Genomic DNA, 15,025 nt, shown 5'->3' with positions numbered 1-15,025 from the left:
CCGGGTTCGGCGGGGGCTCGACTGCGGCGGCGTTCGGGTGGGGTGGGGCTGGCGGGTGGTTGTGGGTCAGCGTTGGTGGGGGGGTGGGGGTCGTTGGGCGTCGGGGTCGTTGGAGCGGTCGAAGGATCCGGGTTGGGAGAGGTCTTCGAGGAGTTCGTCGATCAGTTGCTGGGTGACGTGTGGCATGACGTAGACGTGGCTGTAGTCGTGGCGGCGGCCGTCGATGGTCAGGGGCATGCAGGCCAGCGAGTATTTGCGGGTGATTTCGGCGCGTGGTTGCTGGAACCAGATGCTGAGCGCGTGGTCGGCGTGGCCGACCTCGATGCCGTCCTCGGCCCACGGTTCTGCGCGTTCGCGGAGCTGGTCGCTGAGTTCGCGTAGGCGTCGGGCGGTGTACTGGGCGATCCGCGAGACTTTGGCGGCCTGGCGGATCTGCTGTTCTTCGCTGAGCTGGGCGAGGTGGTTCCACATGGCGAGGGAGGCGAAGCCGCTGCGGGAGCCGGCGAAGGTGCTGTCGGGGGAGGAGACGTAGGCGGGGTCGGAGGGCGGGCGGAGCTTGGATCCCGCGCGGGACATGTAGATCCCGGTTGGGACGGGCGCTCCGGGGTACTTGTGGCCGCTGGTGACGATGGAGGACACCTCGGGGATCCGGAAGTCGAAGACCGGGGGCGCGGTGTCGGTGAGGCCGGCGTTGCGGGCCTTCTCCAGGTAGGGGGCGTAGGCGGCGCCCATGGCTCCGTCGACGTGGATCCAGTAGCCGTTGCGGGTGCTGACGCGGTCGGGGTCGTCGGGGTCGAAGCGCACGGTGCGGTCGACGAGTCCGTGCCGTGCGAAGACCGGTCGCAGACGTTCGCAGGCGCCCTGGACGTCGTCGAAGGCGCCCTTGAAGACGCTGCCGACATTGAAGTTGACCAGGACGGGGTGGCCCTTGGCGGCGAAGAAGTCCACGACGGCGACCAGGGCGTCGACGTCGACGGTGCCCGGCCCCTCGTCGCCGCCAGTGGTCGGGACTCCGCCCAGTGGCCAGCCGTTGTACGTCGGCATTCCGGTGCCGGACACGTCGATGGGGCACTGACCGGGGTAGAGGCTTCCGCCCAGGTCGTAGAAGGTTGGGATGTCCAGCACCCGCATCGCTTTGATGTGCGAGTAGTGCGTCTCCCGGGAGAAGAACGCCACCGGCACGTACGCGTTCGGGTTGTCGTCGGGGTGCCGGGCCCGCAGATAGCTGGTGCGGCAGCTGGCGTCTCCGGAGACCTCGTCACGCACCAGGGCGTTGCCGTCCAGGTAGTCCCGCGCGTTCCACATCGCGTACAGGTTGCCCTCGGTGCTGCCCATGGACAGCACGTACCCCCACCCGTCCCCCTCGCGCGGCCGGTCCGGATCCTCGGGTAGCGGGATGTGCCACAGTCGGGCGTAGTGCTCCAGGACCGCCCGTTCCAGCCACCGTGAGTGCAGGCTGTAGTGGCTGTCGACGAATGGATCCCCGATGTTGTTGAGGTGGAAGCCCAGGAACCGGCCCAGCGCGGCGTGGCCGTCGAGCGACAGATTCACCTGGTACCCCAGAAGGCGACCGCGCTGCTCGCCCAGATATCCCTCCAGTTTGGCGAGGACCGCGATCCGCTGCTCGTCGGTGTAGGCGTCGGCGCCCAGCCGGTAGTCGTCGTTGGTCGGCGGCACCGCCACGGGGGTTCCTGTGCGCTCGGTCATCATGAGGTGTCCGATTCTGAGCGATGCCGCGAAACGGCCGCCGCGTGCAGGTCATGCACGGACGGCAATCGAATCGGCAACGCTCGGATCCGAAGGGACAGAGGAGGGCGCGGCGCCCGGCGTACGAGGAGCCGCATCAACGGCCGCCAGAGCGCTGAACAGCGGAACAGCAGCCACCGGAAGGTAGAGCCGATGCCCAGGCGCCTCGCGGCACACAGGATATGTGCCGTGCAGCCCTCGGCTTTCCGGTCCGTCCACACCGAATTCCTTTTACCCGGTTCAGGTGATTCGGGTTTGAATTCAATCCCTCAAGGGTGCCCTTGGGAGTGACGTTTCCGCGCCGGTCGGCGACGGCGGCGCACCGCGGGCCGTCAAACTGATGTCCGCACCTGCGGTCAGGCTGCGGAGTGCGAGGGTGGTGCGGCCGGATTCTGGAGGTTGGTGACCAGGCGGTCGCGGAGGCTGCCGAGCTGGGCCCGCTTTGCGGGCGTGAAGCCGTCGAGGGCCTGGGTGTCGATGCCGGTGCGCAGGGCCTGGAGGAGGGGGTGGTGGCGTCCAGGATGTTCTGCCCCTGCCCCTGCCCCTGCCCCTGCCCCTGCCCCCGCCCTGGCCCTGGCCCTGGCTCTGGCCCTGGCCCTGGCCCTGGCCCTGGCCCTGGCTGAGAGTCTGCCGTCGCCCGCTAGCCGTAGGGAGCTGAGTCGACGGCCCTCGGCGACAGGAAGTCGGGGTCGGGCCGCGGAGGGCTACAAGCGGGACCTGTACAAGCACTTGAACCGGGGGCTGCACGACGGACGGCTGTGACACCCGAAAGGAAGTCATCCCCGCCCAGGCCGTCGGTGCCCCGCGGGTCCCGGCCGGCTGCAGCCACGGTTGCTCAGAGGCCGGACCCGCGGACCGTCTTCGACACCAACCGCCGCCCCGCTCCCGGCAAGGTGCTCAGCAGCCGGGACGTGTGCCCGGACACCGGGCCGAGCACGGCGCAGGCCTTCCGACGCTGATGGCGAAGTCGAGGCCCAAGAATGTGGAAAACGTCCGGCGGTGCTTCAAACCGTCCGCCGAGGCTCTCGCCGAGTTGACGAGTCTGCTCGCGCCCGGAGACAGCCGCCGCTGAAGCAGGTCTGGGCGTTGGCTTGGTGGCTCGCGGCCCTGAGGCAGGCTGAGCTACAGCGGCGCCGGCTCGGACGGGTGAGCGTGGCCCGGATTTGCCAGCCCCTCCGGACGGATGCCTGGATGGCTGCGGAGCGTTTCGCGCGCCGCAGCGCGGTTTCGCCGCCTTCGGCATCGGTCATCTTCACACAGCGCCGGTGGAGCTTGCCCCAGCGGTCATCTGTGAACGAAGGGAAGATCAACACGCCTCGCCGTCAGATGCCTGACCGTAACGGCAGATCAGTCCTTCGCTTCGCGGACGTCCTTTCCCTGCTCGGCGAACGCCTTGAAGTCCTGCATGTGCTGTCGCGACTGCTTGCGGAAGGCACCGGGCATCAGAAGTCCCACCAGCTTCATCAGGAAGCCGCTGAACCGGTATTCGTTCTCGCTCTCCCACAGTGTCGTTTCCGGGCCGGCTTCGGTCAGCCGGTCGCGCACGGCGCTCCACATGCCCTCGCCGACGATCTCGCGGTCGAAGTGAACGACGCTCGTTTTGGGGATTTCGCGCAGGTCTGCCGGTTCCCGGCGTGTGATGGTCTCGGTGCACTCGATCTTCCGCTGGCCCATCTGCATCACGACCCGCGACTTGGTGCCGAGCTGCCCGTGCTCCCCGCTCAGCGGCTCGTGCAGCACCAGACCCCGCAGCCATTTCGGCAGTTGTGCCGGGTCGGCGAGTAGCTGGGCCACCTTCTCCCGCGGTAGGGCGATCTCGATGGAGACGGTGTATTTCATGGGGCGCAACTTTTTCTCCTTCTGGGTGTGGGACAGCGTGCTTTTGTACTGCTCGTCGTGCTCCGCGGCAGAGGGCACTGCATTCTGTGTCCGTAAAGTAAAGGGCAGGCGTGTGATCTGCGGTTGGGTTCAGAGGATGAGTTCAGCGTGGGAGCTGTGTACGCATTGATGAGCTTACGCAGTGTGGGGGTGCCCGCCGCCTGGGGATTCGTGATTCTCATCGTGTCTGCGTGCGCCGATGGCGCCGGTTGGTAGATCGTCTCGTGGACCACGTGCATTTCCGGGCGGCGGGGAAGCCCTCGCGGAGGTGGTGGACTCTCCGTTCCGGGCTACAACGCCTACCCAGAGCCCTTGGGCGGAGTCTGCCTCGTGTGCATGGCCGGCCCGGAACGCCCCTCCCACGCCCTGGACGTCACCGGAGAACCCCTGGAACGCGGCATCGCCCGGCTGTCCGCCCGCGTCGAAAACACCAGGGGGGTGGGGGAGCAGAGCTTCGACGTACACCACCTGGCGTTCGAGGGGAAGCCGCCCTGGCTCGCACGCACCAGACCCACCGACCCCGACCTCTGGGCGACCGGAGCTGATGCCCCCTGGGGATCGCGGTTTTCCTCGGGGTCAGAGCGTCTCGCTCAGCGAGTCCGCCAGGCGCCGCCGCGCCGCACGTGTCGCCGGCAGCGCCGCCGCCGCCACCGCACCCAGTACGGCTCCGACGACCACCATCACCAGAACCGGCAGGGAGGGCAGTCGGGCGATCCCCGCACCGATCCCGCTCGACGCGCCCTGCGTGTCCACCAGCCAGCTGCCGGCGAGCGCACCCACCGCCGTCCCCACCACCGCGGAGACGAGCGCGGTCAGACCGGCGGCCGTCACGATCATCGCCCCGATCTGCCGGGGCGTCAGCCCGATGGCCTTGAGCGCGAGCAGGTCCCGGCCCCGGTCGCGTACGCCCGTGCTGATCTGCGTGAGCAGTTCGGTCAGCCCGATCAGTGCCAGTACCGCGATCAGTGCGGCGATCACTCCGCGTGCCGGCTCCAGCCGGTCGGCGGGATTGGGCGTCTCCCTGATCTCCAGCGTTCCGCCCGCCGCCAGGGCGAGCGTTCCGCTCACCGCCCGCGGGTCCGCCCCCTCGTGGAGCACCAGGGCGTGGAAGGCGGGGCGCAGCTGCGGCTCGCGTTCCCGCAGGGCGTCGAGGGTCGTGGTGATCACCCGGCCGCCGGACTCAGGTTCGATGGTGCGGCCGACGAGGTGCAGGATCTGCGGCCGTCCGCCGACGGTCATCCGTACCCAGTCGCCGACCCGGACTCCAAGGAGGTCCAGCAGCCCCTGCCCGGCCACCGCCTCGTCCGGGCCGCCGACCGCGCGCCCTTCCACCACGGTCGAGGGATACGGGTGGCGAGCCGTCCCCAGCCCGCGCAGCGTGATGGTGCCGGTCTGCCCCGGTACGAGCGCCGCCATCTCCGCGCCCGGATGGACCGCGGCGATGTCCGGGACCGTCGCGAGGGTCTTCTCCAGCTCCGAGTCCGACGGCCCGGCGGGCTGATCGGCCCGTACGGTCAGTGCGGCGGGGCGTCCCACCTGCGCGGGCCGGCTGCGGAACTGGTCCAGCGTCGACCAGGCGACGAGCGCGACCGTGATGAGGAGCAGCGGCAGGGCGAGCCGGGCCACCGGTACGAGCGTCCGGCCGCCCCGCGCGAACGCCGCCCGCCACCCCAGGACCAGGGCCGGAGGCACCCGCATCCCGAGAGCCCGCCTGCCGAGTGCGGTCATCGGCGCGGCGGACGGCAGCGCGGCCCGCGCCACCGGAACCGGCGGCACGCGTCCTGCCCGCCAGGCCGAGAGGCCCGTGGCGGCGGCGATCAGCAGTACCGCGCCGCAGGGGATGCCGATCATCAGCGCGGTGTGCCCGGGGAGGTCCTGCCAGACCGCCGCCGCCTCACCGATCCGCCCCGGTATCCGCGCCCCCATAAGGGCGATGGCCGCCGTGCCGAGGGCCACGCCGAGGAGCGCGAAGGCCAGGTGCTGCACGAGGAAGCCGCGGGTCACCTGACCGGGGGTGAAACCGATGGCCTTGAGGACGGCGATGTCCCTGAGCTGGCCGCGGACGCGGGCACCGATGGCTCCCGACGCGGCGAGCGCCGCCGCGAGCAGCGCACCGAGTCCGAAGACGGCGAACATCTTTCCCAGGAGCCGGTCGTCGCCGCCCGCCTCGGCCCGTGCCTGCTGCCACTTGGTGACCTGTGCCACCCGGTCGGCGCCGAGTACGGTCACCGCGCGCTGGACGATGAAGTCGGTGTCGCCCGGATCCTCCAAACGCAGCCCCACGCTCCGCCCGGTGTCTTCCCGGGCGATCTCGTCGAGCGTGCCTGGGAGCACCCAGCCGATGCCGGGTCCGCCGCCCGGCTGGTACCGGGGCTCGGCCACCTCGGCGATCCCGCCCACCCGCAGCACGTGCGGGGCACCGTCCGGTCCGGTGACGCGCACCGTGTCGCCCGGCTCCGCCCACAACGCCCGCGCGACCGAATCCTCCAGTACGACACTGCCGTCCCGGTCCCCGTCGTCCGGCCGGGCGAGCCAACCGCCCGCGGTGACGAGGGGCCGCCCCGTCTCCGGGGGCGCCGCCTCGGCCGCGCGCAGCGTCACCCCGACCCGCGTGCCACGGGACTCGACCGTCGTGGCCGCCGTGCGGTACGGACCGGAGAGCGCCGCGACGCCGTCCACGCCGGACAGGGCGTCCATGTCCGCCCCGCCCCGGGTGTGCAGCCAGATGTGCGCGCCCTGGGACTGGTTGAAAACGCGCTGCCAGGGGTTCGCGGCGTAGCTGAACAGCGCACCGGCCAGCAGGAGCGAGGCGATGACCCCGGCGCTGGCCAGGACGACGAAGAGGGCTTCCCCGCGGTGTGCGCGGAAGTCGGCCTGCGCCCAGCGCAGAGTGGCCCGCACGGTCACTCCTTGAGTTCGAGTACGCCGGAGACGCCGCCGCCCGGCCCGCGACGCCCGCCGCCGAGCTGCGCGTCGTCGGCTATGCGTCCGTCGAAGAAGCTGATGACGCGGTCGGCGGCACTGGCCATCCGGGCGTCATGGGTGACCATCATGATCGTCTGGCCGCGCTGGTGGAACCGGGAGAGCAGCCGCAGCACCTCGCGGGTGCCCTTGCTGTCGAGGCTGCCGGCCGGTTCGTCGGCCAGCAGCAGCGCGGGGTGGTTGACCAGCGCGCGGGCGAGCGCGACCCGCTGCTGCTCGCCGCCCGACAGCTCGCCGGGCATCGACCGTTCGCGGCCTTCCAGCCCCAGTTCCGCGAGCAGCTCGGCGCGGGAGTCGCGGGCGGCCTTCGGGGATGCGCCGGCGAGCAGGGCGGGCAGTTCGACGTTGTCGGCGACGGTGAGGTTGGAGACCAGGTTGAAGAACTGGAAGACGACGCCGATGCTGCGGCGCCTGAGGACCGCCCAGCGGGCCTCGCGGTAGGCGTCGACCCGTTCCCCGCCGAGCCACAGCTTCCCGCTGTCGGGCCGCTGGAGGCCGCCGATCAGATGCAGCAGCGTGGACTTGCCGGCTCCCGACGGTCCGGTGACCGCGACGAACTCGCCCGGCTGGACGGACAAATCCACCCCGCGCACGGCGGGCACCGGAGCGCCCTCGCCGTAGTGCGTCTTGGTCAGGCCCTCGGCACGCACGATGGGCACCGCAGGAGCGGTGGCGTCGTCGCTCATTCCAGCTCCTCCTGACAGCGTTCCAGCCAGTCGAGGTCGGCCTGCAGGTGCAGCATGGCGCCCTCGATCAGCAGTTGGGAGATCTTGTTGTCGCGGTCCTCGGCCGCGGCCAGCTTCGACAGGTCCCGCATGGTGTTGAGGTACTGGCGCCGCTGCTTGTTGATCAGCGCGACGGGGTCGGCCAGACCCGACCGGGGGGCGAGCGCGAGCTTCATGAAGAACTCGTCCCGTACCCGGGGCTCCTCCGCGGTGTCCTCGAACCAGGCCAGGACGGCTTCGCGCCCGGCGTCCGTCAGCTTGTACGTGCGCTTGTTGGGCCGGCCCGACTGCTCGACGTCCTCGCCTTCGATCAGGCCGCTCTTCTCCAGCCTGCCGAGGGTGACGTAGATCTGGCCGACGTTGGGCTGAGGGTACGCGGCGCCCAGGAGCTTCTCAAGGTCTTGCTTCAGCTCGTAACCGTGCGCAGGGCTACGGGTGAGGAGCGCAAGGAGCGCCAGCCGCAACGCGCCCCCCTCCTTCCCGCTCCGTAGTCAACTGTTCACCCGGCCCCGGGCCGATCGGCGTCCGAGTCCGTCCTGTCTGCCTGGGCGTCTAGTATCGCCCATGCCTAACGGGTATACATGGGCCACGATGGTCGGCGGTGCAGCCGGATCGCGCACTGGGAGGAATCTATGCGGTGGATGCATGCCGCGGGTAGAGCTCTCCTGGTCGCGGCGGTGGTGCTCGCGGGCTACGCCGGTTTCGGCGTCCGCGCCGACGCGGGCGGGGGTGCGGCCTCCGAGCGGCGCGGCCCCCTGACGCTCGTGACGGCGGGCGACCTGACCGACTACCTCTCGCCGCTGCTCGACGACTGGAACCGCGACCACCCCGACGAGCGCGTCACCCTCGTTGAACTGCCCGACTCGGCCGACGAGACCCGGGCCCAGATGATCAGCGAACTGCGATCGGGGCGCGACCGGTTCGACGTGCTGAACATCGACGTCGCCTGGACGTCCGAGTTCGCGGCGGCCGGATGGATCTCCCCGCTGGAGCGGGACCGCTTCCCCCTGGACGCCTTCCTGCGGCCGGTCGTCGACACCGCGACCTTCGACGGGCGGCTGTACGCGGTTCCGTACGTCACGAACGCCGGACTGCTCTACTACCGCAAGGACATCCTGGACCGGGAGGGCGAGCAGCCGCCGCGCACCTGGGCCGAGCTGGCCCGCCAGGCGCGCACCCTCGCGCCGAAGTACGGACTGGACGGCTATGCGGGCCAGTTCCTGCCGTACGAGGGACTCACCGTCAACGCCACCGAGGCCGTGCACTCGGCGGGCGGCTCGATCTTGCGCGACGACGGTGCCCGGGTGACCGTGGACTCCGACGCGGCGCGCGCCGGACTGCGCTTCCTCGCGGACGGGGTGCGGGACGGCTGGATCCCCCGCGAGGCCCTCGGGTACAAGGAGGAGGAGTCCCGGCAGGCATTCCAGGACGGCCGGCTGCTCTTCCTGCGGAACTGGCCCTACGTGTACGCCGACGCGAGCGCCGAGGGGGCCAACGTCGCGGGCCGGTTCGGCGCCGTGCCGCTGCCCGGCCCCGCCGGGCCCGGCGCCAGCGTGCTGGGCGGCTCCAACCTCGCCGTGAGCAGCCGGGCGCGGCATCCGGCGTCGGCAGCCGATCTGATCTCCTACCTCACCAGTGAGCGGGTCCAGCGGCGGGTGCTCACCGAGGGCTCGCTGCCGCCGGTGCGCGCCGCGCTGTACGAGGACCCCGAGCTGATCCGCGCGTATCCGTACCTGCCGACGCTCCGGCAGAGCGTGCTGTCGGCGGTGCCACGCCCGAAGAGTCCGCGCTACGACCAGGTGAGCCTGGCCGTACAGGCCGTGGCGCAGGACGTGATGGCTCTGCGCCAGACGCCCGAGCAGGCGGCGGCGCGGCTCGCGCGCGAGCTCGGGACGATTTCCCGCAGGGGCTGATCCGCCGCAAGGCCCGATCTCCCGCCAGGTTCGATCCCGCCGCCCCGTCTTCTTCTCCCTCCCCCCAGGGTCTTTACTTACACGTTAAGTAAAGACCCTTCGTGCGTGCATCGGGTATTCGTGGACAAACCACCCCAGCTTTCCACTGTTTCTGGACACATCGTTGACACCTTCCCGTCGCCGCTACTTAACATGCATGCATAACAGCGCACCGATCTGGGGCGCTCTCGCATTCAGCAGAAACAGGTCGACGCGAGATGCTCAGCACCCTTCCGGCCGGCATCGGCCACCCCTCCCGCAGTGCCGCCCCCTCCGACCCCTGGTGGCGCGACGCGGTGATCTATCAGGTCTACGTCCGCAGCTTCCTCGACAGCACCGGGGACGGTGTCGGTGACCTGGCCGGCGTACGGGCCGGGCTTCCCTACCTGCGCAAGCTCGGTGTCGACGGCATTTGGCTCAGCCCCTTCTACCCTTCGCCCCAGCACGACCACGGCTACGACGTCGCCGACTACTGCGGCGTCGACCCCGTGTACGGCGACCTCGCGGAGTTCGACCGGCTGGTGTCCGACGCCCGCCGGCTCGGGCTCAAGCTGCTGCTCGACATCGTCCCTAACCATTGCTCCAGCGAGCACCCGTGGTTCCGCGACGCGCTCGCCGCGGGGCCGGGCAGCGCGGCGCGCTCCCGCTTCCACTTCGCCCCCGGACGCGGCCCGGACGGGGCCGAGCCGCCCAACAACTGGCGCGCCATGTTCGGCGGCTCCGCCTGGAGCCGGACCACCGAGCCCGACGGCGCCCCCGGAGAGTGGTACCTGCACCTCTTCACGCCCGAGCAGCCCGACCTGAACTGGCGCAACCCCCTCGTGGGCGACGACTTCGAGCGGGTGCTGCGCTTCTGGCTGGACCGCGGTGTCGACGGTTTCCGCATCGACGTCGCCGCCGGACTGTTCAAGCACCCCGAGCTGCCCGACTCCGACGACCCCGGAGCCGACGAACGGGCCCGCGACGCCGTCAACCAGCTGGCCTGGAACCAGCCCGAGGTCCACGACGTGTGGCGCCGCTGGCGCGCGGTCTGCCAGGAGTACACCGCCCGGGACGGCCACGAGCGGCTGCTGGTCGGCGAGGTGTCCGTGCCCACCGCACGCGAACACGCCGAGTACGTCCGACCCGACGAACTCCACCAGGCGTTCTTCTTCGACCTGCTCAGCGCCCCCTGGGACGCCGGCGCCTTCCGCGCCACCATCACCGAGGCGATGCGCGACATCGCCGGCACCGGCTCCACCGTCACCTGGGTCCTCAACAACCACGACCAGGTCCGCACGGTCACCCGCTACGCGGGCGAGCCCGGGGTGGAAGGCAGCGGCCTGGGAGCCGCCCGCGCCCGCGCTGCCGCCCTCCTGATGCTCGCCCTGCCCGGCGCCGCCTACGTCTACCAGGGCGAGGAGCTCGGCCTCCCGGAGGTCCTGGACCTGCCCGACGAGGTCCTCACCGACCCGATCTTCCGCCGCACCGGCAGCCGCAAGCACGTGCGGGACGGCTGCCGCGTGCCACTGCCCTGGTCCGGGCACGCCTCCCCGTTCGGCTTCAGCCGGGAGGCGGTCGCCGCAAAGCCGTGGCTGCCGCAGCCCGAGTGGTTCGCCGAACACGCAACCGACCGTGCCCTGGCCGACACCCGTTCCTTCTGGCACCTCTACCGCGACGGTCTCCAGCTGCGGCGCACCCTGCCACAGCTCGGCGACGGCACCCTGCGCTGGCTGGACGCCCCCGCCCACGTGCTGGCGATCGCCCGCGGCGACGGCCTGGTCTGCGCGGTCAACTTCGGCACGGAGCCGGTGCCCGCCCCGGTCCCCGGGGCTCCGCTGCTCGCCAGCGGACCCTGTCCCGACGGTGTGCTCCCCGCAGCGACCGCCGCCTGGTGGACGGCCGAATGCCCCGGCCCCCTGGGCCCCGGCGAACCCGATGCCGGCCCGCGCTCCTCCAGCCCTGCCCCCCTGACGTTCCCGACCCCGCGCGAAAACCCCTCCCCGTGAAGCCGCTACCCACCCCGTAGCCCCGGACTTCCTCGAAAGGACCTCACGATGCGACGACTCAGCAACACGACCCGACGGACCACGGCCACCGCGACGGCGGCCCTCGCCCTCGCCCTCGGTGCCACCGCGTGCGGCGGCGCCCCCGGACCCGCGAGCGGCGGCGAACTCGGCGGCCAGACCGTGACCGTGGCGGGCGTCTGGACCGGCAGCGAGCAGGAGAACTTCAAGAAGGTCCTGGACGCCTTCACCGAGAAGACCGGAGCCAAGACGGTCTTCGTCCCCTCCGGCGACAACGTCTCCACCTTCGTGGGAAGCAAGATCGAAGGCGGCAACGCCCCCGACGTGGTGATGGTCCCCCAGGTGGGCGTGCTCCAGCAGTTCGTGAAGGAGGGCTGGCTCCTCCCCCTCTCCGACCAGACCGCCAAGACGGCGGACTCCACCCTCGCTCCGGTGTGGAAGAACTACGGCACGGTCGACGGCACGTACTACGGCCTCTATTTCAAGGCCGCCCACAAGTCCACCGTCTGGTACGCCCCCGAAGCCTTCACCCAGGCCGGCGTCAGCGAGCCGAAGAGCTACTCCGACATGCTGAAGGCGGGCCGCACCCTCGCCGACTCCGGCCGCCCGGCCTTCGCGATAGCCGGAGAGGACGGCTGGACCCTCACCGACTGGTTCGAGAACATCTACCTCTCCCAGGCAGGGCCGGAGAAGTACGACCAGCTCGCCCAGCACAAGCTCAAGTGGACCGACGAAAGCGTCGTCCGGGCGCTGACCACCCTCGGGGACCTGTTCAAGGACAAGCAGCTCGTCGCCGGCGGCGCCGAGACGGCGCTGAGCACCGACTTCCCCTCGTCGGTCGCGCAGGTCTTCGGCCCCGAGCCCAAGGCGGGCATGGTCTACGAGGGCGACTTCGTCGGCGGCGTCGCCAAGGGCCAGTTCGGCAGGAAGCTCGGGCAGGACGCCAAGTTCTTCCCGTTCCCCTCCGTCGACGGCGGCAAGGCGCCGGTCGTCAGCGGCGGTGACGCGGCCGTCGTCCTCAAGGACGCGAAGAACGGCAAGGCCGGCATGAAGCTGGTCGAGTTCCTGTCCGGAGCCGAGGCTGCCGAGGTCTGGGCCGGCGCGGGCGGCTTCCTGTCCCCGAACAACGCGGTCGACTTCGCCTCGTACGGCGACGACACCACCCGCAGCACCGCCACCTCGCTCGTAGAGGCGGGCAACTCGATCCGCTTCGACATGTCGGACCAGGCCCCGGCCGCGTTCGGCGGTACCAAGGGCGCGGGCGAGTGGAAGCTCCTCCAGGACTTCCTGCGCGACCCGTCGGACCCGCAGGGCACGGCCGCGAAGCTCGAGGCCGAAGCCGCCAAGGCCTACGGGAACTGAGGCGCTCCCCATGGCTGACGCCCTGACCGCCCGCGCCGCGACGAATCCGCGGCGCCTGGCGCAGAGAAAGAAGCGCCGCCTCGCCGTCGTGTTCGTCCTGCCGGCCCTGCTGCTGCTCGGCGCCCTGGTCGTCTATCCGGTCCTCTTCTCCGTAGGCCGCAGCTTCTTCGACGCCGGCGGTGAACGCTTCGTCGGAGCCGGGAACTACGCGGCGATCCTCCACGACCCGGCCACCCTCAAGGCCATCCGCAACAGCACCGTCTGGGTCGTGGTCGCCCCGCTCCTGCTGACCGGGCTCGGGCTGATGCTCGCCGTACTCACCGAGAAGGTGCGCTGGGCCACCGCGTTCAAGCTCGTGCTCTTCCTGCCGATGGCCGTGTCGTTCCTCGCGGCGGGCATCATCTTCCGGCTCGCCTACGAACAGGACCCGGACCGGGGCGTGCTCAACGCCGCCGTGGTCGGCGTCCACGACACCTTCGCCGACCGTGCCGCCTACCCGACGGCCCGTGCCCGGGAGGGCCACGGTCTGACCGGCGGGGCGGGCGGCCCGTACAGCACCGAGGAGACCCTGCGCCCCGGCCGCTCCATCAGCCTCGGATTCGTCGGGGTGGCACCCGACGCGATGCCCGCCGGAGCGAAGGCCGCAGCCGACGCCGTGGCCGGGGCCGACTCCATCGCGGGCGCCGTCTACCTGGACTTCGCCCCCGGCGGAGCCGGTACGCCGGGCACGGTCGACCCCGGAGAGAAGGGGCTGCCCGGCATCACGGTCGAGGCCGTACAGGACGGCCGGGTGGCCGCGACCGCCACCACGGCCGACGACGGGTCGTTCCGCCTCACCGGCCTGGCCGACGGCGAGTACACCGTCAGACTCCCCACGGCCAACTTCGCCGCCCCCTACCAGGGCGTGAACTGGCTCAGTCCCGCGCTGGTGACGCCGGCCATCATCGCCGCCTACCTGTGGGTGTGGACCGGCTTCGCGATGGTCCTGATCGGCGCCGGCCTCTCCGCCATCCCGCGTGACGCGCTGGAGGCCGCGCGGATGGACGGTGCCACAGAGGGCCAGATCTTCCGCAAGATCACCATCCCGCTGCTCGCACCGGTGCTCACCGTCGTCTTCGTGACCCTGGTGATCAATGTGATGAAGGTCTTCGACCTCGTCTACATCATCGCGCCCGGACCGGTCCAGGAAGAGGCGAACGTACTGGCCACCCGCATGTGGCTGGTCTCCTTCGGCGGAGGCAACGACCAGGGGCTCGGCAGCGCGCTCAGCGTGGTCCTGCTCCTGCTGGTCGTACCGGCGATGATCTTCAACATCCGGCGTTTCCGAAGGAGCGGAGCATGAGCCGCCACAGCACCATCGAACGCCCGCCGGCCCGACGGGCGGCAGCCGCGCCGCCCGTCCCCGCCCCGTCCGCGCCCGGACCCCGCCGCAGGAGCCGGCTCTCGCGCCTGCTGGGCAACTCAATCGTCCAGGGCGTGCTGATCCTGGTCGCCCTTGTCTGGATCACCCCACTGGCGGGCCTGTTCCTGTCCTCGATGCGCTCCGAACAGGACAACGCCTCCGAGGGCTGGTGGACCGCGCTCACCGACCCGTCCCAGCTGTCCCTGGACAACTACAGCGCCCTGCTGAAGGACTCCGGCATCGCGGCGGCCTTCGGGAACACCATCCTGATCTCCGTGCCGACCACCGTCCTGGTGGTCGCCATCGCGGCGCTCGCCGGATACGCCTTCGCATGGCTGGAGTTCCCCGGCCGGGACGGCCTCTTCCTGGTGGTCGTCGGACTGCTGGTCGTACCCGTGCAGATCGGGCTGCTGCCCGTGGCCAAACTCTTCGGTGCGGTCGGACTGTTCGGCACGATCGCGGGCGTCGTCCTCTTCCACGTCGCATACGGCCTGCCGTTCGCCATCTTCCTGCTGCGCAACTACTTCGCCGAGATACCGCGCGAAATGCTGGAGGCCGCCCGCATGGACGGTGGCAGCGAGTGGCGGATCTTCTCCCGGCTCATCCTGCCGCTCGGCCGTCCCGCCCTCGCGAGCCTGGCCATCTTCCAGTTCCTCTGGGTGTGGAACGACATGCTCGTGGCGCTGCTCTTCGCGGACAGCGGGTCCCAGCCCCTCACGGTGGCGCTGCAGTCCCAGATGAGGCAGTTCGGAAGCAACATCGGCGTCCTCGCACCGGGGGCGTTCCTGTCCCTGGTGGTCCCGCTGATCGTCTTCTTCGCCTTCCAACGGCACTTCGTCCAGGGCGTGATGGCGGGCTCGGTGAAATAGCCGCCCCCGGGCCCCGGACCGGGCGCGCCACGCTCACACCGCGGGCCCTGCCGCCGGCGTCCCCTCGTGGGACACGGCGGCAGGGCCCGCGGTGTGAGCGTGG

10 protein-coding genes and 1 pseudogene are annotated in these 15,025 nt (G+C 70.9%); 6 read left to right on the top strand and 5 right to left on the bottom strand.

Annotated elements, in window-relative coordinates; translation table 11 throughout:
• Nucleotides 1–66 precede the first annotated feature (66 nt).
• Nucleotides 67–1,707, bottom strand: a complete 1,641-nt coding sequence (locus BGK67_RS02445) for a PLP-dependent aminotransferase family protein (protein ID WP_244291111.1) — start codon at nucleotides 1,705–1,707, stop codon at nucleotides 67–69.
• 843 nt (nucleotides 1,708–2,550) lie between these two features.
• On the opposite strand from BGK67_RS02445, the pseudogene BGK67_RS39760 reads away from it, so the two are divergent.
• Nucleotides 2,551–2,818, top strand: a pseudogene (locus tag BGK67_RS39760) (site-specific integrase); the annotation flags it as partial.
• Between the two features lie 275 nt (nucleotides 2,819–3,093).
• On the opposite strand, the gene BGK67_RS02440 reads toward BGK67_RS39760, so the two are convergent.
• The 4 genes from BGK67_RS02440 to BGK67_RS02425 all read right to left on the bottom strand — a co-directional run bounded on the left by BGK67_RS02440 (nucleotide 3,094) and on the right by BGK67_RS02425 (nucleotide 7,795).
• Complete coding sequence (locus BGK67_RS02440; protein ID WP_208948643.1) at nucleotides 3,094–3,663, bottom strand: SRPBCC family protein; 570 nt, start codon at nucleotides 3,661–3,663, stop codon at nucleotides 3,094–3,096.
• Nucleotides 3,664–4,200: 537 nt separating this feature from the next.
• A complete protein-coding gene (locus BGK67_RS02435) occupies nucleotides 4,201–6,525 on the bottom strand; it encodes an FtsX-like permease family protein (RefSeq protein ID WP_069918336.1) in 2,325 nt (774 codons plus the stop codon).
• 2 nt (nucleotides 6,526–6,527) lie between these two features.
• Nucleotides 6,528–7,292 (bottom strand): ABC transporter ATP-binding protein, encoded by a 765-nt coding sequence (locus BGK67_RS02430; RefSeq protein ID WP_069918335.1) that lies wholly within the window; start codon nucleotides 7,290–7,292, stop codon nucleotides 6,528–6,530.
• Nucleotides 7,289–7,795, bottom strand: a complete 507-nt coding sequence (locus BGK67_RS02425) for a PadR family transcriptional regulator (protein WP_030723089.1) — start codon at nucleotides 7,793–7,795, stop codon at nucleotides 7,289–7,291. The genes BGK67_RS02430 and BGK67_RS02425 overlap by 4 nt, the downstream gene beginning before the upstream one ends.
• A gap of 168 nt (nucleotides 7,796–7,963) precedes the next feature.
• Between BGK67_RS02425 and BGK67_RS02420 the strand changes: the two genes are divergently transcribed.
• The 5 genes from BGK67_RS02420 (at nucleotide 7,964) to BGK67_RS02400 (ending at nucleotide 14,922) form a co-directional block, all read left to right on the top strand.
• On the top strand, nucleotides 7,964–9,244 hold the full coding sequence (locus BGK67_RS02420) for an ABC transporter substrate-binding protein (protein ID WP_069918334.1): 1,281 nt from the start codon (nucleotides 7,964–7,966) through the stop codon (nucleotides 9,242–9,244).
• Between the two features lie 257 nt (nucleotides 9,245–9,501).
• Nucleotides 9,502–11,271 (top strand): glycoside hydrolase family 13 protein, encoded by a 1,770-nt coding sequence (locus BGK67_RS02415; protein WP_079153955.1) that lies wholly within the window; start codon nucleotides 9,502–9,504, stop codon nucleotides 11,269–11,271.
• Between the two features lie 48 nt (nucleotides 11,272–11,319).
• The gene (locus tag BGK67_RS02410) at nucleotides 11,320–12,651 is read left to right on the top strand and encodes an ABC transporter substrate-binding protein (RefSeq protein ID WP_069918333.1); all 1,332 of its coding nucleotides are present in this window, start codon (nucleotides 11,320–11,322) and stop codon (nucleotides 12,649–12,651) included.
• Between the two features lie 10 nt (nucleotides 12,652–12,661).
• A complete protein-coding gene (locus tag BGK67_RS02405; RefSeq protein WP_069918332.1) occupies nucleotides 12,662–13,993 on the top strand; it encodes an ABC transporter permease in 1,332 nt (443 codons plus the stop codon).
• Nucleotides 13,990–14,922 carry a carbohydrate ABC transporter permease gene (locus BGK67_RS02400; RefSeq protein ID WP_079153954.1) on the top strand — a complete coding sequence of 311 codons (933 nt, stop codon included), beginning with the start codon at nucleotides 13,990–13,992 and terminating at the stop codon, nucleotides 14,920–14,922. The genes BGK67_RS02405 and BGK67_RS02400 overlap by 4 nt, the downstream gene beginning before the upstream one ends.
• The last annotated feature ends 103 nt before the right edge of the window (nucleotides 14,923–15,025 follow it).

This window comes from Streptomyces subrutilus, from assembly GCF_001746425.1.
Lineage (GTDB): Bacteria > Actinomycetota > Actinomycetes > Streptomycetales > Streptomycetaceae > Streptomyces > Streptomyces subrutilus_A.
This window is presented reverse-complemented; position numbering and strand designations above follow the sequence as displayed.

What these genes read in the sequence shown, in the direction of transcription:
- BGK67_RS02405 (WP_069918332.1), top strand. Translation starts at nt 12,662, where the DNA reads ATGGCTGACGCCCTGACCGCCCGCGCCGCGACGAATCCGCGGCGCCTG.
- BGK67_RS02415 (WP_079153955.1), top strand. Translation starts at nt 9,502, where the DNA reads ATGCTCAGCACCCTTCCGGCCGGCATCGGCCACCCCTCCCGCAGTGCC.
- BGK67_RS02445 (WP_244291111.1), bottom strand. Translation starts at nt 1,707, where the DNA reads ATGACCGAGCGCACAGGAACCCCCGTGGCGGTGCCGCCGACCAACGAC.
- BGK67_RS02400 (WP_079153954.1), top strand. Translation starts at nt 13,990, where the DNA reads ATGAGCCGCCACAGCACCATCGAACGCCCGCCGGCCCGACGGGCGGCA.
- BGK67_RS02430 (WP_069918335.1), bottom strand. Translation starts at nt 7,292, where the DNA reads ATGAGCGACGACGCCACCGCTCCTGCGGTGCCCATCGTGCGTGCCGAG.
- BGK67_RS02420 (WP_069918334.1), top strand. Translation starts at nt 7,964, where the DNA reads ATGCGGTGGATGCATGCCGCGGGTAGAGCTCTCCTGGTCGCGGCGGTG.
- BGK67_RS02410 (WP_069918333.1), top strand. Translation starts at nt 11,320, where the DNA reads ATGCGACGACTCAGCAACACGACCCGACGGACCACGGCCACCGCGACG.